Origin of the sequence: Peptoniphilus sp. HCN-40583 (genome assembly GCF_037892835.1) — a bacterium.
Taxonomy (GTDB): domain Bacteria; phylum Bacillota; class Clostridia; order Tissierellales; family Peptoniphilaceae; genus Aedoeadaptatus; species Aedoeadaptatus rachelemmaiella.
On the sequence record NZ_JBBKBU010000011.1, the window covers coordinates 1 to 21506 of the forward strand.

The window sequence follows — 21506 nt, forward strand, 5'->3', positions numbered from 1 at the left end:
ATTGGGCATCTTCGCCTATGAATCATTTTGAATTGGGCGAAGTTTCTTTTTCGCCCAACTCACATTCTTCTTTCCGCGACACAGCCCAATTAGTAGAAAATGCCGCAGGCATTTTCATACAGCTTAAACGCGGCCAAAAAAGGGGCGGGGGCCCCGGGGGCGGGGAAAATGCGGCCTTCCGCTCTGAGCTCTTTTCCCCGCCCCCGGGTTTCAAAATCGTGCGGGAATGATATCTAAAGCGAAATAGAATTAACTCGAAATTACGTCTGCTCCGCAATAGGAAAGCGACAAACAAAATAAAAAAAGAAAAAAGCACAAAATAAAAAAAAGAATATCCTCACCATTTCCCGGTTATAAGGGCGAGATAACATCTCGCCCTTATAACCTCCCTGCATTGAACATATGTTTCTCCTGTGGTAAAATAAAAAGAAAACGAAACATTTGTTCAACTTCATCGTGAAAGGAGTCTCTATGGAAAGCCAAATGATCGCTCGTGCCAAATCTCGGGATCCCGAGGCTTTGGCCCAATTGCTCGTGGATCTCGCGCCCATCACTCGGGCCACGATCCGTCGCATTCAGCCTTATGCGCCGGATCCGGATAATTTATACGGAGAGGCGAATCTGATTTTATTAGATGCCCTGGAGGATTTCGATCCCGATCGGGGCGTGCCTTTTCATCTTTTTTACAGGAAGCGCCTGTCTTATTTCCTTATGGACGATTTAAAGCGCAGCGTAAAGGAGGCCACCGTTCCCCTCACTACGGAAATGGAAGGCCTTGTCGCCGACGTGGCGGACACGGAGGAGGATTTTATTCTCCTGGAGCGGGCGGAGGCGCTGCATCAAATCGTCAATGATCTGCCCCACCGAGAGCGGGCGGTGGTGAGTTTATATTTTTTCTGCCACTTGTCTCTTTCGGAAATCTCCGCCCGCCTGGGGATTTCCTATCAAACGGTGGCCAACACAAAGTCTCGTGCCATGAAGCATTTAAGGAGGATCTATGATTCTAAACAAACAGTTGATTCACTATAATTTTTCGTCGAGAAACGGCGCGCGCATCGCCTACATTGTGGTCCACGACACGGGCAATCCCGCCGCCGGTGCCGATGCCATGGCCCATTTTCGCTATTTCTCCGGCGGCAATCGCAAGGCCAGCGCCCATTATTTTGTCGACGACAAGGGCGTAGTGCAAATCATCGAAGACGCGTACGCCGCCTGGCATTGCGGCGACGGCCACGGAAAGCACGGCATCACCAATCGCAATTCCATCGGCGTGGAGATTTGCATCAATCAGGGCATCGACCGCAAGGCCGCCTTGGCCTATGCCCGCAGCTTGGTAAAGGAGCTTATGGCTTTTTACCGCATCCCGAAAGATCACGTGGTGCGCCACTTCGACGCCTCTCGCAAGATTTGTCCCGGCACTATGGCCAAAAACAATTGGGCCGAGTGGTGGGGCTTTTGGGAAAGTCTTTAAATTCCGCAGCCGCCCCACGGATTCCTTCCACGATACGAGCCTTCGGGCTCGTTTTTTTATTGCACGAAAAGACCCCCGTTCTCCGGGGGTTTCTGTGGTTTCGGCAAAGCGTGCCCTTTGTTCCTTTCTTAAAAACGTGCTACACTGAATTTAGCGGATCTCAGCCGCCACATAGGCGAGGATTTTTTCCGACACGTCGATGCCCGTGGCTTGTTGAAAGCCTAAGTAGCTCATATTGGAATTGATTTCCACCAAGAGGGGGCCGCTGTGGGAGTCGATAAGGTCGATGCCGGAAAAGGCGAGGCCCGCCTCTTTGTGGGCGGCGAGGGCCAGTTCTTTTTCTTCCTCGGTGAGATCGATGGGCCGTGCCGTGGATCCTGCGGCGATGTTGGCGCGGAAGTCGTGCTCGTTTCTGCGCTCGATGGCGCCGAGGATCCCGTCGCCCACGACGAGCACCCGCTTGTCGACCCCGGTGGATTCGGCGATAAAGGGCTGAAAGAGGTAGTCTTCCGCCCCCATATTTGTCGCGATGGCCTTTGCCTCGTCGCGATTGTTTGCGAGAAACACCTGCTCGCCGAAGGAGCCTTTGGCGGCTTTAATGACCATGGGGTAGCCGAAGCGGCCTTCCACATAGGCGAGAAAGTCGTCTGTGGGCACCCCGGCCCGGTAGTGGAAGGGGGCGGGGACGGTGTCGATCATGGGAAGGGCAGGCGCCAGGGCGTCGAAGGTGGCGATTTTGTCGTCGGCCAAGGCGATGGCGTTCGCCGGATTAAAGAGGGGGCATTGCTTTTCCAGTGCCCGGGCGAGGCGCACGTCTTTGTCGAAAAACAAGATGGCGTCGGGGGCGGGATCGCCCTTTATGTCTCGGGCGAAGAAGCCCTCTTTTCCCGCCGAAAGGACGTAGTCTGTGTGGGGCTTGGCAAGAATGTCCGCCCCTTTGGCGGCGAGATCCTGCACCACCTTGTGGATGGCGAAGGAAAAGTAACCGTGATAAATAATGTGAATCATGAAACCTCCGGAGGTAGTATGTCTATAGAATCTATTCGAAATGAAATCGACGCCGTGGACGACGCGCTGGCGGATCTTTTAAAGGCCCGCTTCGATTTGTCTCGCGCCATGGGCGAGGAGAAGAAGAAGGTGGGCCGGGCGGTTTACGATCCCGAGCGGGAGGCGGCCCTTCTCGCCCGAGTGGAGAAGAAGGCTGCGCCCTACGGCGGCGAAGTGCGAGCCCTCTATGAAAAAATGATGGAACTTTCCCGAAACCTTCAGGAGTAAAACCTCCTCTTGATTATAACCGATTTCACCTATGATATAATCAAGGGAGGAGGGATCCTATGAAAATTTTAATTACAGAAGACGAATCGGCCATTGCCGAAATTATCGCATACAATTTATCCAACGAAGGCTACGAAACCGCCATGGCAAAAGACGGCGTAGACTGTTTGGAAACCTTCGACACCTGGGCGCCGGATTTGGTGCTTTTGGATGTCATGATGCCGCGCATGGACGGCTTTGAAACCTTGCGGGAGATCCGCAAGAAAAGTCGGGTGCCGGTGATTATGCTTACGGCGAAAGATTCCGAAGGCGATCGCATTCGCGGTTTGGAACTGGGCGCCGACGATTATGTAGTGAAGCCCTTCAGCATGGGGGAATTAATCGCCCGCGTGAAGGCGAATTTCCGCCGCCAGGATTTCGAAAACGAAGGCTATTTGCCCGACGAGGTCATCGAAGAGGCGGATCTGAACATCGATCCCGTGAAGTATGAAGTGACGAAGCGGGGGAAAGTCATCGAGCTCACCCTTCGTGAGTTTGAGCTTCTGAAGTATTTAGCCCAGTCGCCGGGCACGGTTTTTAGCAGGGAAACCCTTTTGGAAGAGGTGTGGGGCTATGAATATTACGGCGACATTCGCACCGTGGATGTGACGGTGCGCCGTTTGCGTGAAAAGATTGAAGATGCGGGGGAAGATTTCCGCTACATTCTGACAAAGCGAGGAGTGGGCTATTACTTTGGAGGATAAGCATTATTCCAGCATTAAGTGGCGATTTATTTTTATCTACGTTCTTCTCGTCTTGGTGGTTATGGCCATTATCGGCGCTTTTATCGTCAATCGACTGGAAGACGCGCAGCTGGAGAAAGTACAGACGGACATGGAGCAGACCCTAAGCTCCATGGCCAATTCATCGCCCTATTTGACGGAAACGCCCTGGGATGAGGTGCACAGCCGCATTCAAAACACCTTGGACGCCTGGCGCATCGGAAGCGACGAGGCCATTTATGCCATCGGCCCCGGGCGGGTGCCCAAGATTATTGCCTCCACCAACAATTCCGGGGAGCTTGTGGCGGGGCAAAATGCCCTGGGCGATTCCGATTTATCGCCGAAACTGATTTTAGACGGCTTCCGCGGCGAAGGCTCTTCCGTGATTCGTGAAGACGGAAAGACCAAGGTGCGCCACGCCCATTACACCATGCCGGTTTTCGCAAAAGACGGCAGCGTCATGGGCTTATTTTACATGGTCTCCGATTTAAGCGGTCTTTACGGCGTGGTAGACGACGCCCGGGTCATTATGACCTACGCCATGGTGGTGGCCATGGGCATTACCACCCTTCTCGCCTATATTTTGGCCCGCTCCATTACCTTGCCCATTCGGGATGTGACCCGTCAGGCACGGGAAATGGCCGAGGGGAATTTCAATCAAAAGGTCGAGGTCAAGAGCAACGACGAAATCGGCCGGCTGGGGAGTATGTTTAATTACCTCACCACGGAACTGGAAGAGACCATCTCCCGTATGGATTCCGAGCGTTCCAAGCTGGACACCATGTTCCACTACATGTCCGAGGGGATCGTGGCCGTGGACGCCATGGGCCGATTGGTTCACGTGAATCCCGTGGCGAAGGAGATTTTGGATCTGGCCGACGACGCCGTGGGCGAAGCCTTCGACATGAAGCGGCTGAACATTCAAAAGATTAATTACTACGACGCCGGCTCCTTAACGGGCCTGAGCCAAATCGAAATTAAAAACAAGTTCTACAACATCCGCTACGCCCCCTACAAAGGGGAGAGCAAGCGGCCTCAGGGGATTATCGCCGTGTTGCAGGATATTACGGAAGAGCACAATTTGGATGTGCTCCGGAAAGATTTCGTGGCCAATGTGGGCCACGAGCTGAAGACGCCCATTACCACCATTAAATCCTATACGGAAACCTTGATGACGGCATCTTTAAATCGAGATGCCCAGCTGCGGTTTTTAGGCATTATCGACCGTGAAAGCGACCGCATGACCCATTTGGTCACGGATTTGTTGCAGCTTTCCAATATGGATGCCAAGCGCACCAATTGGGAGCCCGTGTCCATGGATGCCTATGAGGTGGTGACGGCTATTTTGGAATCATTGCAGCCCATGATTAAGGAGCGCCACCACAAGGTGTATCTGGACATTCCCGTGGACATTCGCCCCTTTTTGGCGGACAAGCACGGGGCTTATCAGGTCATTACCAATATTTTGACCAATGCCTTTAAGTACACCACCTACGCGGGAAAAATCGAAGTCATCGGAAGAAATTTCGGTTCTCGGGTGCATATCCAGATCAAGGACAACGGCATCGGCATTGCCCGCAGCGATTTGGAACGAATTTACGAACGCTTTTACCGCGTGGAAAAGGGCAGGAGCCGCGCCATGGGCGGAAGCGGCCTGGGCCTTTCCATCGCCAAGGACATTATGGAAAACATGGGGGGCCGCATCCGCATTAAAAGCGAGCTCAATGTGGGCACGGAAGTCCTTCTGAGCTTTCCCATGGATCAGGAGGAAGCATGAAAGAGCGACTTAAAACCATCGTCCTCGCCGCCCTTCTGGTCTTGACCTTGATTCTCGCCAGGCAAATCTGGCTCTCTCCGCCGCCGACGGGCAACAAACTCATTGCCGCCGCGGATCCCAAGCTTACCGATGCCGTCATCGGGCGCATGATGCCTGCGGCCATGGTGGTGAATTTCGGCGGCGGCGCCCACACGCAGACGGTGCAGCTGAAAAACCTCTGGCCCTTTTACCGCAACATCTTAAAGCAAAGTTTTGACGGCAAAGAAGACATTCACTGGAAAAAAATGCCCTACAAAGACTATTTAAAATGCCACGACAAGCCCTCGGTGGTTTTCGAAGTGGCCAAGGGCACTTACTCCGACCTCTTTAAAAACGTGTACAATCTGCACGATTTACATGGCGAGATTTCCGCCATCTACTTTTCCGAATCCGACGGCGTGATTTTCGAAACGGAGGAAGGGGCCATGAAGCCCGAGTTCACCGTGAACCTTTCGGACATAAACAAATACATTCGCTCCCTGGAGCGGGAGGCCAATCCGCCCTACAGCTCCCTTTGGGAGCGCTACGGCATTCAGCGGGCGGTGTACCTTCCCGACGAAAAGCCCGTCTTCGAAGGGGGCGTGGTCTATGAAAACGACCTGGCCCACATGAAAAACACCTACAAAAGCGACTTGCTTCGCCGCCTCTTGAAGGCCAACATCGACGATCTTCACGAAATCGGCGAAGAGGATTCCACCCTCTACGTCTACGGTCAGCGCACGGTGCGTTTGTATAATAACGGCCTTTTGGACTACAAAGACCAGACGGAAGTGGCGAAGGAAGTCATGGATTCCGCCGGTGCCGTGGAGCGGGCCTTTGAGTTTGTGGCGAAAAACACCGGCACCATCGACGACGTGTATTTGGAAAAGCTGGAGCCCATTACAAACGGCGGCGTCCGCGGCTATCGCGTCACCATGAACCATTCGCAAAAGGGCTTGCCCGTCTTTCCCGTGCAAGACGAAAACACCGATTACATCGTGGTGGATTTGTTTAACAATCAGGTGAAGCGCATGACCTATCTCTACCGCAACAAGGCCGAGGAAGAAAGCGAAAGCCACGCCGTCAAAGGCATGGACTTCGCCGAGGTGGTGGCCATGCATCCGGAGATCTTCGGCGCGAAAGGAGAGGGCTACGATCAATTACTCAAGCCCTTAAAGCGGGTGAGCCTTTGCTATTTAGACGACGGCAGGGAAGAGAAAAAGGCCCTCGTCCCCGGCTACTACGTTCTTTATGGGGAGCAGGTTTATCTTTTCGACGCCATGAGCGGGGACTGTGTAGGCGGTGAGCGACCATGAATTGGGAAAAAGCAAAAACGGTGCTCATCGTGGCCCTTCTTATCACCGATTTGTTCCTCGCCGGCGTCCTTTACGTGGACCGGATCCGCGTGGCCCCGGCGGAAAATGCCGCCGCCTTTCACCGGGAGACGAAATCCCTTTTGAAAGAGGCGGGCATTACCGTGGAGGCGGACATTCCCAAAGACGGATCCACCTTGCCCGTCTTGGATGTGGCCTACGAAACGGACACGGAAAACAATTTGAATCGCCGCTTCTTTAAAGGCCATGGCCGCATTGCCGAGGGCGACGACCGACGCCTCGTGCTTCGCACAGAGCGGGCGCAGCTGAAAGTGCTGGACAAGCGGCGGCTTATTTATGAAGCCGACTCCACCTCCAATGCCTTTTTAAGCGAGAAGGAGGCGGAGAAAAAAGCCCTGGACTTTTTAGAGGCCCGGGAATTTCCCACCGACGACCTCGCCCTGTTTTACAGTGAAGCTTCGGGCAATCGCAGGAAACTCATGTTCACCAAGACCTACAAAAACAATTACGTGGAATCCGCCTACACGGAAATCGACCTGGTGGGCGACAAGGTGGTGCGCATGGACCGGCTCTGGATCGACGTCATCGACGAAACCGACGAGCGGGAGCCCTTGCCTATGGCCACCCAATCCCTGCTCCGCCTTCTGTCCCACGACAGCTTAAAGGGCAGGACCATTAAAAAAATCGATCCCTGTTACTACTTCAATCCCGAAGCCCAGGGCGCCGTGGAAAACCTCTCCCACGGCATTCGCGGCTACGCCACCGTGGCATGGCGCATGGAACTTGACGGAGGGGAAGAATTGGTACTCTTACACTAAAGACCGCGTGGGCGGTCTTTTTTTGTTGCAAAAAAAGAATAAATTCACTCGATAAAAAGGGAGCGTCCCCGTGGTTCGAATGATTGCACAGCGGTGAAATCCATGGCATTTTCCGTGCAATCACTTTGAAGAAGGCGAGTTTGTGCAATGCATTGTGAATAGTGTATACAAAACCGAAAAAGGTGCTGAAAGCCTGTAAATTTACCGATTTTTTTGCCTTAAGCTGTTGTGTTTTTCACAAACAGCGTTATAATAAATGAGTAAGTAGTAAAAGCCTTAGTAGATGATTGGCTTTTATTTAGACATTAATTTAAGGAGGTATTTATGACCACATTTCTCATCGGCCTCGCGATTTTGCTCATCGGCGGAATCGTCTATGGTCGTTTCACCGAGAAAGTCTTCCAACCGGACGACAGAGAAACGCCGGCCATTAAGAGCCAAGACGGCGTAGACTACGTCCCCATGGACAAAAAGAAAAACGCACTAATCGAGTTATTGAACATCGCCGGTACGGGCCCGATCTTAGGACCGATTCAAGGGATTTTATTTGGACCTTTAGCATTTATTATGATTCCCGTCGGCTGTGTTCTCGGCGGTGCCGTACACGACTACATGAGCGGGATGATTTCCCTTCGTTCCGACGGGGCACAAATGCCGGCATTGATTAAGCGCAATTTAGGCGGCAAGGTATACTCCGTCTACAACATTTTCGTCATCGTACTCATGGTTTTAGTCGGTGCCGTATTTATTTACACCCCCGGGGACTTAATCGTCGCCAATGTATTGCATCAAGAAGCCATCGCCTCGAATCCCGTGGTATGGATCGTTTATGCCTGCATTTTCGCATACTACATCATTGCGACGCTGTTCCCCATTGACAAGATCATCGGCCGCGTTTACCCGATTTTCGGCTGCATCCTCTTGCTCTCCGCTATCGGCATTTTCTTCGGTCTCTTCTTCAAGGGCTATCAATTAGATAATCTGACCATGAGCAACTTTGGCAGCATGCACCCCCAAGGCACACCCATTCTCCCCGTCTTCTTCGTTACCGTGGCCTGCGGTATCGTATCGGGCTTCCACTCCACTCAAGCGACCTTAATCGGCCGCTCCGTCAAGAGTGAAAGAGAAGGCCGCTTCGTCTTCTACGACATGATGATCTTAGAAGGCTTCATCGCCATGATCTGGGCCGCTGCCGCTATGGGTATTTACAACAAGGGCATCGACGCCGGCTTAATCGGCAAACCCGCCGTTATCGGTCTCGTCGCCAACGACATGTTAGGTTCCATCGGTGGTTTAATCGCCGTTATCGGCATTATCGTGCTCCCCATTACTTCCGGGGATACGGCCCTTCGTTCCGCCCGCTTAATGATCGCCGATCACTTGAACATTTCCCAAAAGGATATGAAAAACCGCGTAAGCCTTTCCTTGGCTATTTTCGCCGGCGTACTCGTGATCTTGATTTTCGCTAAATTAAGTCCCAACGGTTTCAATGTTTTATGGCAATACTTTGCTTGGGCAAACCAAACCATCGCAGTCTTTGCCTTTGCCATGATCGCCATTTACCTGAAACGCCACGGCAGAGCCTATATCATCTCCTTGATTCCGGGAATGTTCTACACCTATATTATTACGTCTTACATTTTCGGCGCCAAGATCGGTTTCCGCCTGCCCTACATGGCAGCCAATGTCATCGGCATTGCCATTGCATTGGTCTATGGCTACGTTGTCTCCAAAGAAGGCAGCAAACAACAAGATCTCGCCAATGTGTAAATTTTATTGAAATGAAAGAGTGCGGCATGCTCCGCGCTCTTTTTTTGTGCAAATTTTTAAAAAATATCGGCGGCGTCACCCTTTCGGGCGATGTTTCCTTTCCATGAAGGTGGTAATTTATAGACAAGAAATATTCCCTTGCACAAAAAGAAGGAGGCCGTATATGAAAAAGAAATTACTGTGGATCGCCCTGGCGATGATGATGCTCGTAGCCCTTGGCGCCTGCAGCAAAAAATCCGACACGGATCTGGCGAAGGAATCCGTCGAAGGCTTTATGACCGCCCTCGGCGAACTGAAAATTGACGATGCGCAAAAATACGTCTTGGAAAAGGACAAAGACGCCTTAAAAGACGACGACTTCATGAAGGAAATGGACAAGCCGGAAAATAAATTTTTCGTCGACATTCTTAAAAGTGCCAAGTTTGAATTTAAGTCCGGCGAAATTAAAGATGGCGCCGAAGAAGGCAAATTGGTTTATGCCATTACGGCGAAGGACATGATGAGCATCATTTCCCAATCCATGGATGACATTCTGGCAGGCAAGTCGGAAGAAGAAATCATGGCCGGCATCGACGTATCGAAGATGGAAGAAAAGACGAAAGACGTGGAAATCGAAGTGAAGAAGGAAGGCGACAGCTGGAAGGTTGCCGATCCTGAAACCATTATGATGGAAATGTCCGGCGTCGGCGGCATGGCCGATTTAATGGAAGGCGGAGAATAAATACCATCCCTTGCATGAAAAAATGCATGAAAAAACCGAGGTGCATCCTCGGTTTTTTGTGTGTAATCAATCGTTTTGCCGCTGGGGCTCGTAGTGGGGATAGTATTTCCGCGTGGAGATGCGCCGGCGCATGTAATCCAGCCAGCGGGGAAGGGAGCGGTCTTTTTCGTACCACTGGGTAAAGGTGAAGCCGCCTTTCAGGGAGGCTTCGATTAAATCTTGGTCTTTTTCGCTTCCGTATTTTCTTAAGACGGCGGGATCCACAAAGAGCCAGAGCCCGCGGGCGTCGTGGTAGTGGCAGGGCGTGGATTCACAGGCAATCAAATCCTGCACCGGGTAGGTCATAAAATTGCAGCCGCCGGCGGTCATGTAGTAGGATGAGCGGCCCTGGCGAATGTTGATTTCAAACACCTTGTAGGTATTGTCCCGCACGTCGTATTTCAAATCGAAATTGGCGAAGCCGCGGTAGTCGATGGCCTTTAAAAAGGCTTCGTACTGATCGTAAAGGGCCTGATCTCCCATGGTCAGAAGGGCGTTGTAATTGCCGATTTCATAGGGCAAACATTCGTCTAGAAGGCATTTGCCCAGACACATCATGGTCACCGCACCCCGCGTGTCCACGTAAGCATTTAATACATACATGGCGGAGGAGTTGCCGGGAATAAAATCCTGGGCGATGAGATCCCCCTTGTAGCCGGCGGCGTAAATATCGTCCACCACCCGGGCCAGTTCCTCGGCGTCTTGGATTTTGTAAAATTTCTTTTTCCCCTCGAAATGCAGATGCACAAAGGCGATGCTGTCGTTGGCCTTCAGGCCCACGGGATAGGTGAGGCCCAGATCCAAGTTGTCTTTGTTTTCTTCCGTAATAATCACGGTTTTCGGGTAAGGGAGCCCGTATTCCTCGCAAATGGCGTAGAAATCTTCTTTGTTTTCCAACTTTTGTTGAAGGTCGTAGTCGATGTAATTAAAGCGGAAGCGGCCGTTCAACTGATCCTTGTACTTGGCGATGAGGGCGGTGTAGCCGTCGGAGCAGGAAGTGAGGAGCAGGGGCAGACCCTCGTCCTTGAAACGATCATAAATGGCATCCATGACGGGCATAAAACCCGCCTCCGTGTCGAAGCCTTCGTGAATTTCCACATCCACGATTTTCGATTTCCGCGTAAAGCGCAGGGGCTTGATGCCGTAAGCGTGGGAATGTATGCCGTAGGCCTCGTGAAGGGAGCGAGCCACGCCGTAGGCATTGTTGTCCGTGCCTAAAATAATAGATATAAATTCCATTAAACCCTCTTTCTGCCGCAGCGGGCGATAATGACGTCGCCTAAGACTTCGGTGGTGTCCACGACCCGCGAATGGTCGATGCCGATGGTGGAAAGCTCCGTACAGGCGAGAATCACCACGGCGTCTTTCGTGTACTTGGCGATGAGTTCGTCCATGACGGGGAAGCGGGTCTCGCCCAGCTCCTTCACGTCGTAGATCACCCGAGTAATCTGCGCCTGTTCCTCGGCGGTGGGATAGATGACGGCCAGGTCGTGTGCCTTTGCGTAGCGATCGTAAAGCTTCGCGGATCGGGTGCCTTCCGTGGCGAAGACCGCCACTTTATCCGCCCCCATGGCTTTGCAGCGGGCCAGGGTTTCGTCGATCATATTGATGATTTTGCCGTCGGCCATACCCTCCATGGCTTCGAAAAAGTAGTGGCCCGTGTTGCAGGGAAAGGCGATGAGGGGCACCTTCAGTGCGTTTAAAATGTCGTAGTCGCCCTTCACGGCGTCGAGAAAATCCTCGTCTTTGCCGTGGAGGATCACCTCCGTGCGATCGGGCAGGGTCGAGTGATTTAATATCAAGGCGTTAATATGGTCTTGGTCTTTATGGGCTTCGGTGTGGCGGACGATGTAGTCGAAGAGGACGGAAGTGGCCAAGGGCCCCATGCCGCCGACGATGCCTAATTCATAGTTCATAGTCTCAGATCCTTTATCCTGTTTTCTTTATTGTACCACAGAGGCGGCGTCGCGCCGGGGAAGCGGGACAATCTTAGGCAAAGCTTAAGTCCCGCAAAAGGTTTTGTACCCGGGGATGGCCGGGGCGCCCCTTAAGGCCATTTGCTCTTCGTTGTGGGCGTAGGGCTCTTCCAAAAGCTTCATAAAGTGCAGCAGGAAGCTTTTATCTCCCGCCTCCGCTTCCTGAATGGCCCGCTCCACGAGGTAATTGCGCGGGAAGATGGCGGGATTGTTTGCGCGGCGAATCCCCTCGCCTGCATTTCCTGTGGCGGAAATAATTTTTTCGTAGAGGGCGGAGAAACCGGAGGACCAATCATCCCGCTCGTCGCCGTGGGTGAGGCGGAGGAAGGATTCGTTGTAATCCAATTCCTCTTTCATCAAAAGATCCAGCCATTCGTTGATCAGCCCGTAGACCGATTCGTCGGCGTCATGAAAGCCTAAGCGGCGGGCCATGTAGCGGAAATAGGCCTTTTGGAAGGTGTCGCCGTAAGCTTCGAGGGCCGCCTTGATTTTTTCCTCTTGCGCCTTTTCGTCGCCGAGAATGTCCCCTAAAGCCTCGCCCAGTTTCGATAGATTGTACACGCCGATTTGCCCCTGATTTTCGAAGCGGTAGCGGCCGAAGTGGTCGATGGAGCTGAACACCGTCTTAGGATTGAAGGCGTCCAAAAAGGCGCAGGGGCCGTAGTCGATGGTTTCGCCGGAAATGGTCATATTGTCTGTGTTCATGACCCCGTGGACGAAGCCCAGGGCCATCCAGCGGGCGATGAGATCCGCCTGCCGCTCGGCCACACGAACGAGCCACTTCCCCCCGCGGTCCGGGGCGAGGAGCAGATCCGGGTCGTGGCGCTTAAGTGCGTAGTCCAAAAGCACGGCCACGTCGCCGCCGATGGAGGCGAGCCACTCGAAGGTGCCCACCCGCAAATGGCTCTCGGCCACGCGGGTTAAAATGGCGCCCTGCTCCCGCTCTGTGCGCTGCACGCATTGCCCCGTACTCACCACGGCCAGGGCCCGTGTCGTAGGCACGCCCAAGTGGTACATGGCCTCGCTTAAAATGTATTCGCGGAGCATGGGGCCCAGGGCCGCCCGGCCGTCACCCATGCGAGAGAAAGGCGTCTGCCCCGCCCCCTTCAGCTGAATGTCCACGCGGCGGCCGTCGGGCGCGATCTGCTCCCCGAGAAGAATGGCCCGCCCGTCGCCCAGCATGGCCGGGTAGCCGAACTGATGGCCCATGTAGGCCATGGCAAGGGAGGCGGCCCCTTCGGGCAGGGCGTTGCCGCTTAAATAATCGAGGCCTTCCTCGGAGAAAAGGGCCTCGTCGTCGATGCCCAGCTCCCGGGCCAAAGCATTGTTCGTAATAAAAAACGCGGGATCCGCCACCGGCGTCGGCTCCACCTTTCGGTAAAACCGCCGCGGCAAGCGCCCGTAAGAATTGTCAAGATTAAACATAATATCACCGCTATCTATATACCCAAAGAAGGGGAAATTACAGGGTTATGGTATAATGCCATAGACAGAAAAGGAGGCATTATGGCGAAAAAATATGTAGAAGGCGAAATCATTCAGCGGCACTTCCCCAACAAATCCGTGGTGGAAGCGGAAGACGGCACGCGAGTCGTGGTGAAAGGCGGCTTGCCCGGGCAAAAGGTGGGCGTGCGCATTACGAGAAATCGAAAAGATAATAAAAAGGGAAAGATCGTGGAACTCTTGGCCCCATCACCCATGGAAGAGGCAGCGGATTGTCCCCACGCGGCCATTTGTGGCGGCTGCACCTATCAGAGCCTGAGTTACGAAAAGGAATCGGCCCTGAAAAAAGCCATGATCGACGATCTCTACGGCAGGGACGTGCCCTACACCCCGGCGCCGAGGGAGTATCACTACCGCAATAAAATGGAATACACCTTCGGCGATGCGGAAAAGGGCGGCCCCCTCACCCTGGGCCTCCACCACAAAAAAGGCTTTTACGACATCGTCTCCACCGCAGGTTGCCTCTTGGTGCCGGAAGACATGGAGACCATTCGGGCCGCCGTGGAGGGCTATTTCCGCGAGCTGAACACCCCCTTTTACCACCGCATGAAGCACGAAGGTACCCTGCGCTTTCTCGTCGTGCGCCACGCCCGGGCCACGGACAGCTATTTGGTGAACCTGGTCACCACCTCCGATGCGGTAGACGAGGCGGCCTTTGTGGATTTCCTTCGTGGTTTGAAGCTAAAAGGCACCGTGGCAAGCATTTACCGCACCATCACCGACGATTGGGCCGACGCCATTAAGCCCGAGGAAGTGCGCCACCTCTATGGCGAGGAAGTTATCGGCGAAGAGCTTCTGGACCTTCACTTCGACATCGGGCCCTTTTCCTTCTTTCAGCCCAATCCCGACACGGCCACATTGATCTACGAAAAGGCTCGAGCCCTGGCGGCGGAAGAAAAAGGCGTGGTCTTCGATCTCTACTCCGGCACGGGCACCATCGGGCAGGTGTTGGCCAAGGCGGCGAAAAAAGTGGTGGGCATCGAAATCGTTGAATCCGCCGTGGAAGATGCCAATCGCTCCGCCGCGCGTAATGGCATCGACAACGCCCGCTTCATTGCCGGCGACGTGCTGGAGATGATCGACACCGTGGATGAGGCCTGCGACCTCCTCGTCGTGGATCCGCCTCGCGACGGCATCCACCCGAAGGCCATCGAAAAACTCGCCGCCCTCGGCGCGAGACGCATCCTCTACATCAGCTGCAACCCAGTGACCCAAGTTCGTGATATCGAAATACTTGAGGCGAAGGGGTATAAGGTGCAACATTTAGAGGCCGTGGACCAATTCCCCAGGACGGCACACGTGGAGACGGTAGCACTTTTGTCCAAACTTGATGTCGATAAGCATATAAATATTGAAATTGAGCTGGATGAGCTTGATTTGACAAGTGCTGAAAGTAAGGCAACATATGCTCAAATCAAAGAATATGTTTGGAATAAATTTGAATTAAAAGTTTCGACATTATATATTGCACAGATAAAAAGGAAATGTGGAATAGAATTACGAGAACATTACAACAAGTCTAAAAGGAGAAATCAATTATTCCACAGTGTACACCTGAAAAAGAAGAAGCCATCATGGATGCTTTGAGACACTTCAAAATGATTTAATAGAAAAGAATGACAGCATACGACTTTCTGCATTTATTACATTCCTACTTAGTATAGGAACGGCGTTGTTGTATATCATTATGGTGTTCTGCTTATTTTGGGCGTTATCTTCTTTTATTCAAGGAGAAGTCGGAATAGGTATTTTTGGATTGGTTATTGGTTTCCTATTTAGTCCTTACGGACTTCCGATAGTAGGAGTAACTGTGATAGCGTTTATTGAATTGATAAATGATAAAATTAAAGCGGTTTGGATAAATTAGTATTTGTCAAGGAGGGAATATGGATTTTAGTAGGATGATTCCTGAATTATCAGTTTTTGATATTAATCTGAAAAGAACTCATAGTCTAATAACAAGAGGATCAATCTTAGAAAGCCTTATAGAAAATGTAGAAGATTTAACAGATGAAGAAATAAATATCCTAGAAAAGCAACAAAGACAAAAGAATTAAAAAAAACACCTAGAATAATAAGATAAAGAGGAGGTAAACTAAATTGATGAAAACAATTGGAATGTTACTCATCATCTGCTTAACAGCATCAATTATGATGGTGAATTTTATACTTATTATACCGAAATTTGGCTCGAAGCATTTCGGCGCACCTGATGATATCAAAGTTATGATGAGTAAGTTGCCAGATAAACCGAGTTGGGTCAATATAATCGGCGGACTTATCATGATACTTGGATTGCTAGCTATTGCAGCTGTTCTAGGCTGGGCAATTGTTGATACAGTAAAATTTAGTTTAACTTTTCAGCAAGCCTTTGTTAGATTTTTAATACTATTTGAAGGATATAAGCTTTTTGATATTATATTTTTTGATTATCTCATGCTTACCAAGTTAAAATTGCCGACTAAAGTTTACCCAGATACGGTTGGTGCTAAGGGGTATGATAATTTTGGGTTTAATGCGAAAAGTCAGGTTACAAAAATTATAATCTTCTTTTTCGTGAGCCTAATTTTGGCATATTTACTGATCGTTTTGGTTTAACTAAAAATTCATAACTTGTAATGTTCAATTCAACTTCTTGGCTATTTGTTTTAAGGGGATGTAGCTTAAAAAGAACCAATTATCAGAAATAGATATAAGCCATGAACAGTTATATGAAGATAGGTTAGAGGAAAATATAAGCGAAAGAAACTTCAATCTAATATGTGAGCATACCTAAAAAACAAGACAAGAACCATTACTATAGGAATGGCTAAATACTGACACAAAAAAATGTATCAACCTTTGCCCTTTTATCATGACTTAGGTTGATACACAAAATTATTTACAGACCCTCTAGAATATCAAACTCCATTTGATTTATTTATGCACGAACTTAGTTTGGCTTAGGTGTCGCAATATTATTTGCAATTCATCATTTATAAAAAAGTTTGGTACACAAGAAATAATCCGTGCACCAAACTTTTTTGTAGAATTATTAATAACTATGGGAATTAGGCTTCTAATAATTTTCCAGCTATTGGACCTGAATCAAGGGTATAGATCTTTTCTATATCTATGATTACAGCAGCCGCCTTTGGCATTACACCAGCCTTTTCCTTGGCTAGGTTCATATGCTCTTCGTCTGTATAAGATTTGGCTGCACCCACAATCCTAAAGCCCTTGTTGTCTTCTCTTTTAACAAAGGCGATAGCTATCTTGCCATTATTTTTAATATTGGCATGGTGCTTGCCATCTGTATTTTCGCAAAAGATGAGATGTTCATCATCAAGAACCCTCATAGTTCTTTTTGGCCCTATATTAGGATTACCATTCTCATCTACAGTTGCTATATAAGCAAGCTGTTCACCAATTAAGTCTTTTATTTCTTGAGTTAGTTTCATACATACACCTCATTGTATATTATTTACATTTATAGGATAGCACATCTGGGGGAAATTGTCAATAATGATTATCACTATTGACTGCAAAATAATAAACATAATTGAAATAATAAAAATTCAAGCAGGACTAAAGTAAAAAAGTCTTACGAATTGAAGGATATAAGCTTTTTGATATTATATTTTTTGATTATCTCATGCTTACCAAGTTAAAATTACCAACTAAAGTTTATCCACAGACGGTTGGAGCCAAGGGATATGATAATTTTGGGTTTAATGCGAAAAGTCAGATCACAAAAGTTATAATCTTCTTTTTCGTGATTCTAATTTTGGCATATTTACTGACCGTTTTGGTTTAACTAGAAATTCATAACTTGTAATGTTCAATTCGACTTCTTGGCTATTTGTTTTAAGGGGCTGTAGCTTAAAAAGAACCAATTATCAGAAATAGATATAAGCAATGAACAGTTATATGAAAATAGCTCTGATTGGTGTTTCCGGTGCTGGTAAAAGCACAGTCATTGAGCTGATCTCCCGATTTTACGATGTGCAGGAAGGTCAGGTATTAATCGGCGGTATAAATGTAAAAAACATAAACTATGAAAAATTGCTTCAAAACATATCCATTGTATTTCAAAAGACGTTTTTGACCCGCGACAGTGTTTTGGAGAATATCCGTATGGGCAGTAACGCCACTCTGGAAGAAGTGAGGGCAGCCGCAAAAGAGGCACAGATTGACGATTTCATCATGTCTTTGCCAGATGGATATGATACGAAAGTAGGCAGTTTTGGCTCCCGTTTCTCTGGCGGAGAAAAACAAAGGATAGCGATTGCAAGAGCTATTTTAAAAAATGCTCCTATTCTGATATTAGATGAAGCCACAAGTGCAGCCGATCCCGAAAATCAGTTGGAAATAGATCGGGCAATTGAGAATCTTTGCAAAGGGAAAACCGTTTTGATTGTCGCACATCGTTTGGGTGCAGTTAAAATGTGTGATAAAGTGGCAATTGTCGAAAATCACACGATAACCGATGCAGGCACCCATGAAGAAGTCCTTTCCAGAAATAATTATTATAGAAAGGCATGGAGCGATTACAATGCTTCAAGAAAAATCGTCTATGGCGGGAAAGGAGATGAAGCATAATGAAAGAAACAGGGCCATTACATAAAAATATCCACTTTAATATAGGCGTGATATTCACGGTTATTGAAGGTTTTCTTTCTGGATGCAGTTATATGACGATTTACCTAGTCATTCAGATCCTGCTCGGCAAGAAAACAACTACAACAGACATCTTAACGATCACAGGAATTCTGTGCGTAGTCTATGCTTTACGAGTGCTTATTTACAGTATAGGTTATACACAGAACCAGATCGGCGGGGCTGCCGTTTCAAAAAATCTTCGCCTTTTCCTTGGAGATAAATTTAAGAGGATTCCTCTCTTTCGCTTCACACATGGGCAGGTGGGGCAATATGTAAATACAATGACATGCGATGTAAATAGTTATGAACAAATATTGACACACAAGGTAAGTAACTTGACCAAAAATATTGCTCTGGCCGTTATGGTTATTGTATTTATCTGTTATTTATATCTGCCCGCAGGAGGGATCCTTTTGCTGTCTACTTCCATGCTGATTCCTGAAATGTGGCTTTCTTTCCGAACGGTAAAAAAGTATGGAACCAGAAAAAATAAGGTTTCATCTGAAACAGTAAGCAGCATTGTGGAATATATAGAAGGTATTCAGACGTTTCGTGCATACGGCGTGGCTGGCACAAAAAATAAGGCAACCACAGAAGCAATGCAATTGTTCAGTCAGGTCAGCTTTGAATATGAAGCGCATGGTATTCCCATAAACTTTGCTTTTAACATTATTAACTGGCTTATGGTTCCTTTTATTATGTTTATTGGGATTTCTCCGTGGATGGCAGGAGAAATTCAGACGATTGATTTTCTGCTTTTATGTATGCTCCCTATGTTGCTGGCAAAGCTAATCGGGGCAATTTCAGTAGATTTGTTTAGCTACAAAAACCTTGTGATTTCAAAAAACAATATTTTAAAAGTAATCCATGAGCCAGAAGAAAACGGCAGTACAGAACCGTTCACAGTTAAGAATTATGAGATTGTTTTTGATAATGTGGACTTCTCCTATATTCCTGGCGAAGCAGTTTTGAAGGAAACTTCCTTTATAGTTCCAAATCAGAAATTGACTGCAATTGTTGGTGATTCCGGTTCCGGTAAATCCACCATCTTGAACCTGATCGCCAAATACTATGAGCCGACTGGCGGCGAAATCCGTATCGGCGGTAAGCCAATCAGTCATATATCCGCTGAGCGTGTGTTGGAACAAATTTCGATGGTAGATCAGGATGTATTTCTCTTTGATGATACCATTCGTGAGAATATCCGGCACGCCCGCCCCAATGCCACGGACGAGGAAATCGAGGCTGCCTGCCGGGAGGCTAATTGTGACGGCTTCATCCGCAAGATGGAAAAGGGATACGATACGCCGACCGGCGAAAACGGAAACCTTCTCTCGGGTGGTGAGCGTCAGCGAATTTCAATCGCCCGCGCTATCCTGAAAAACAGCCCGATCCTGCTTTTGGATGAAGCAACGGCGTCCCTTGATATCGAGAACGAACTGGCAGTAAAGCAGGCCATCGCCAATCTGCTGAAAGAGAAAAAGACTGTGGTAATGATTGCTCATACCCTTTCCATCGTCAAAAATGCAGATCAAATCCTTGTGGTATCTGGCGGAAAGATTGCTGAAGCCGGTACTCACGATGAATTGCTGGCTAAAGGCGGAAAGTATGCGGCCATGTGGAACGCCGAACAGAAATTATCTGCATAAGGGAGGTCTTAATGAAACTTCATGCGTCCGGGGAGGACTATCTGGAAACCATTCTTGTTCTTCAAAAGAAACTCGGTATGGTACGCTCCGTAGATGTGGCTCGGCACATGGAGGTGTCAAAGCCCAGTGTGTGCCATGCAGTAGCAACCCTGCGGGACGGTGGCTTTCTCACGATGGACAGCGACTATTTCCTGCACCTGACCGATGTAGGCCGGGCAGTTGCCGAAAAAATCTACGAGCGCCATTGCTTTTTCACTGAGCAGCTTATCGCAGCGGGCGTTGACCCTGAAACTGCGGAGGCCGACGCCTGCCGGATTGAACACATCATTAGCGACGAGAGCTTTTTGCGGCTGAAGGAGGCAGCTGCACAGGAGCAAGACTAAACTGTGGTATGTCAACACTTTTTAGGACAATTCAAAATCGAATAAATCATTAGACTGATTTCAAAACATTCTAAAATATATTCCTAAATAGTCAAGGGTTCGGCTACGCCAGAATCTTACGATTCGCCCTTGACTATTTCTCCATATATTTTATTTGTTTGTTGAAATCAGTTCTAATTCTCTGTATTTTCTCGGGCTCATGTATCCTAATGATCCATGTAGTCTTATGTTGTTGTACCAGTAGACATATTCTGCTAGTTCCTGTTGCAGCTGTTTTAGGTTTCTAAATTTTCTTTGGTATATGAATTCTGTTTTCATTGCTTTGTTTATTGTTTCTGCTACTGCATTGTCATACGGGCTTCCTTTTTTTGCTTAGGGATCTTTCTATTCCGAATGTTTTTAGGATTTCTTCTATTTTCTTGTTGTCATATTCTTTCCCTCTGTCTGTGTGGAATATTTTTATTTTGTTTAATGGTTCTTTTATGTTGTATATTGCTTCTTTTACTAGGTTTGCATCTTTCTTTGATCCTGCTGCATAGCCTATTATTTCTCTGTTGTGCAGGTCTATTATGGTACATATGTAGTTCCAGTTATTTCCTACTTTTACGTATGTTAGGTCACTTACTATTGCTTCTAGTTTTTCTCTTTCATTAAATTGTCTGTCTATTTTGTTTTCTATTTTACTTTCGTTACTTACTGTTTTTTCTACTTTGTATTCTTTTACTGCATAGTTTGATACTAACTTATTTTCTCTCATTATTCTTGAGATTTTTCTTCTGGATACTTGGTATCCTTTATTTTCTAGTTCTACTTTTATTTTTCTTGTTCCGTAGTTGGTTTTTGCTTTTTCTAAATATTTCTTTTATTTCTTTTTCTATTTGCTCTTCTTGTTCTAGGGGCTTTTGTTCTTGTTCTTTTTCTTTGTCAAGGTGGTAGTATATGAGGCTTCTTGTTATTCCTAGTATTTTACACATTGCACTAATGCTATATTTTTCTCTGTTTGAGATTATGAGCTTTATCTTTTCCCTAGCAGTAGTGCTGCTTGCTTTAAAATATCATTTTCCATTTCTAGTTGTTTTAGTTGTTTTCTTAGTCTTATAATTTCTTTTTCTTCTTCTGTTAATTTAATTTCAAGTCTTTCATTTCGTACTCTATTTGCCATAGGTAAATCCTCCTTTGAATGTATTTCGGGGTCTTAGGGTTCTCCCTAAAAGTTTGCCCCAGCCAATAGTTTCCAATGAGAGTTTGCTCGAATCGATGAAACTATTAGGCGAGGGTACAAGCTAAAAATTGATAAAAAAAGAAGCAGGTCCCAGAGGGCTGCTTCATCAATTTTTTCGTAAGTGTCCGTACACTTACTGTGCTTGCTC

At 48.3% G+C, this 21506-nt stretch carries 20 protein-coding genes and 3 pseudogenes; 17 read left to right on the forward strand and 6 right to left on the reverse strand.

Annotated features, from left to right (window positions below; all coding sequences use genetic code 11):
• Window positions 1-471 precede the first annotated feature (471 nt).
• Window positions 472-1029, forward strand: a complete 558-nt coding sequence (locus tag WKT05_RS04670; protein WP_340413119.1) for an RNA polymerase sigma factor — start codon at window positions 472-474, stop codon at window positions 1027-1029.
• Window positions 998-1471, forward strand: coding sequence for a peptidoglycan recognition protein family protein (locus WKT05_RS04675; protein ID WP_340413120.1), 474 nt, complete (start codon window positions 998-1000; stop codon window positions 1469-1471). The genes WKT05_RS04670 and WKT05_RS04675 overlap by 32 nt, the downstream gene beginning before the upstream one ends.
• Window positions 1472-1621: 150 nt before the next feature.
• Here the strand turns inward: WKT05_RS04675 and WKT05_RS04680 are convergent, their stop codons facing one another.
• The gene (locus tag WKT05_RS04680) at window positions 1622-2479 is read right to left on the reverse strand and encodes an ATP-grasp domain-containing protein (protein ID WP_340413121.1); all 858 of its coding nucleotides are present in this window, start codon (window positions 2477-2479) and stop codon (window positions 1622-1624) included.
• Between the two features lie 18 nt (window positions 2480-2497).
• Between WKT05_RS04680 and WKT05_RS04685 the strand changes: the two genes are divergently transcribed.
• The 7 genes from WKT05_RS04685 to WKT05_RS04715 all read left to right on the forward strand — a co-directional run bounded on the left by WKT05_RS04685 (window position 2498) and on the right by WKT05_RS04715 (window position 9945).
• Window positions 2498-2746, forward strand: coding sequence for a chorismate mutase (locus tag WKT05_RS04685; RefSeq protein WP_340413122.1), 249 nt, complete (start codon window positions 2498-2500; stop codon window positions 2744-2746).
• 59 nt (window positions 2747-2805) lie between these two features.
• A complete protein-coding gene (locus tag WKT05_RS04690) occupies window positions 2806-3489 on the forward strand; it encodes a response regulator (protein WP_215508552.1) in 684 nt (227 codons plus the stop codon).
• Window positions 3479-5284 (forward strand): ATP-binding protein, encoded by a 1806-nt coding sequence (locus tag WKT05_RS04695; protein ID WP_340413123.1) that lies wholly within the window; start codon window positions 3479-3481, stop codon window positions 5282-5284. The genes WKT05_RS04690 and WKT05_RS04695 overlap by 11 nt, the downstream gene beginning before the upstream one ends.
• A complete protein-coding gene (locus tag WKT05_RS04700) occupies window positions 5281-6618 on the forward strand; it encodes a hypothetical protein (protein WP_340413124.1) in 1338 nt (445 codons plus the stop codon). Before WKT05_RS04695 ends, WKT05_RS04700 begins: the two co-directional genes overlap by 4 nt.
• The gene (yycI, locus tag WKT05_RS04705; RefSeq protein WP_340413125.1) at window positions 6615-7454 is read left to right on the forward strand and encodes a two-component system regulatory protein YycI; all 840 of its coding nucleotides are present in this window, start codon (window positions 6615-6617) and stop codon (window positions 7452-7454) included. The genes WKT05_RS04700 and yycI overlap by 4 nt, the downstream gene beginning before the upstream one ends.
• A gap of 324 nt (window positions 7455-7778) precedes the next feature.
• Entirely contained in the window at window positions 7779-9224 is a 1446-nt protein-coding gene (locus WKT05_RS04710) for a carbon starvation CstA family protein (protein WP_340413126.1), read from the forward strand.
• A 163-nt stretch (window positions 9225-9387) separates the two neighbouring features.
• Window positions 9388-9945, forward strand: coding sequence for a hypothetical protein (locus WKT05_RS04715; protein ID WP_340413127.1), 558 nt, complete (start codon window positions 9388-9390; stop codon window positions 9943-9945).
• 66 nt (window positions 9946-10011) lie between these two features.
• Here WKT05_RS04715 and WKT05_RS04720 read toward each other — a convergent pair whose 3' ends face one another.
• The 3 genes from WKT05_RS04720 to WKT05_RS04730 form a co-directional block, all read right to left on the reverse strand.
• Complete coding sequence (locus WKT05_RS04720) at window positions 10012-11223, reverse strand: carboxylate--amine ligase (RefSeq protein WP_340413128.1); 1212 nt, start codon at window positions 11221-11223, stop codon at window positions 10012-10014.
• The gene (locus WKT05_RS04725; RefSeq protein WP_340413129.1) at window positions 11223-11900 is read right to left on the reverse strand and encodes an aspartate/glutamate racemase family protein; all 678 of its coding nucleotides are present in this window, start codon (window positions 11898-11900) and stop codon (window positions 11223-11225) included. The genes WKT05_RS04720 and WKT05_RS04725 overlap by 1 nt, the downstream gene beginning before the upstream one ends.
• Window positions 11901-11984: 84 nt before the next feature.
• Window positions 11985-13385 carry a protein adenylyltransferase SelO gene (locus tag WKT05_RS04730; RefSeq protein WP_340413130.1) on the reverse strand — a complete coding sequence of 467 codons (1401 nt, stop codon included), beginning with the start codon at window positions 13383-13385 and terminating at the stop codon, window positions 11985-11987.
• An 81-nt stretch (window positions 13386-13466) separates the two neighbouring features.
• Here WKT05_RS04730 and rlmD point away from each other — a divergent pair, with 81 nt between their 5' ends.
• From rlmD to WKT05_RS04750, 4 genes and pseudogenes are all read left to right on the forward strand, one after another.
• On the forward strand, window positions 13467-15050 hold the full coding sequence (gene rlmD, locus WKT05_RS04735) for a 23S rRNA (uracil(1939)-C(5))-methyltransferase RlmD (RefSeq protein WP_340413131.1): 1584 nt from the start codon (window positions 13467-13469) through the stop codon (window positions 15048-15050).
• Between the two features lie 88 nt (window positions 15051-15138).
• On the forward strand, window positions 15139-15330 hold the full coding sequence (locus WKT05_RS04740; RefSeq protein WP_445323180.1) for a CD1845 family protein: 192 nt from the start codon (window positions 15139-15141) through the stop codon (window positions 15328-15330).
• 70 nt (window positions 15331-15400) lie between these two features.
• A pseudogene (locus tag WKT05_RS04745) lies at window positions 15401-15546 on the forward strand (DUF3847 domain-containing protein); the annotation flags it as partial.
• A gap of 20 nt (window positions 15547-15566) precedes the next feature.
• Window positions 15567-16061 carry a hypothetical protein gene (locus WKT05_RS04750; protein WP_340413159.1) on the forward strand — a complete coding sequence of 165 codons (495 nt, stop codon included), beginning with the start codon at window positions 15567-15569 and terminating at the stop codon, window positions 16059-16061.
• 452 nt (window positions 16062-16513) lie between these two features.
• On the opposite strand, the gene WKT05_RS04755 is transcribed toward WKT05_RS04750, so the two are convergent.
• The gene (locus WKT05_RS04755; RefSeq protein WP_215508879.1) at window positions 16514-16903 is read right to left on the reverse strand and encodes a pyridoxamine 5'-phosphate oxidase family protein; all 390 of its coding nucleotides are present in this window, start codon (window positions 16901-16903) and stop codon (window positions 16514-16516) included.
• Window positions 16904-17043: 140 nt separating this feature from the next.
• On the opposite strand from WKT05_RS04755, the pseudogene WKT05_RS04760 reads away from it, so the two are divergent.
• The 4 genes and pseudogenes from WKT05_RS04760 to WKT05_RS04775 all read left to right on the forward strand — a co-directional run.
• Window positions 17044-17259: pseudogene (locus tag WKT05_RS04760) on the forward strand (hypothetical protein); the annotation flags it as partial.
• A 113-nt stretch (window positions 17260-17372) separates the two neighbouring features.
• A complete protein-coding gene (locus WKT05_RS04765) occupies window positions 17373-18044 on the forward strand; it encodes an ABC transporter ATP-binding protein (RefSeq protein ID WP_340413132.1) in 672 nt (223 codons plus the stop codon).
• Window positions 18044-19753: an ABC transporter ATP-binding protein gene (locus WKT05_RS04770; protein ID WP_012993135.1), complete on the forward strand. Its 1710-nt coding sequence runs from the start codon at window positions 18044-18046 to the stop codon at window positions 19751-19753. Before WKT05_RS04765 ends, WKT05_RS04770 begins: the two co-directional genes overlap by 1 nt.
• A gap of 11 nt (window positions 19754-19764) precedes the next feature.
• Window positions 19765-20136, forward strand: a complete 372-nt coding sequence (locus WKT05_RS04775) for a metal-dependent transcriptional regulator (RefSeq protein ID WP_215508878.1) — start codon at window positions 19765-19767, stop codon at window positions 20134-20136.
• A gap of 150 nt (window positions 20137-20286) precedes the next feature.
• Here the strand turns inward: WKT05_RS04775 and WKT05_RS04780 are convergent.
• A pseudogene (locus tag WKT05_RS04780) lies at window positions 20287-21292 on the reverse strand (IS3 family transposase); the annotation flags it as partial.
• Window positions 21293-21506: the final 214 nt, after the last annotated feature.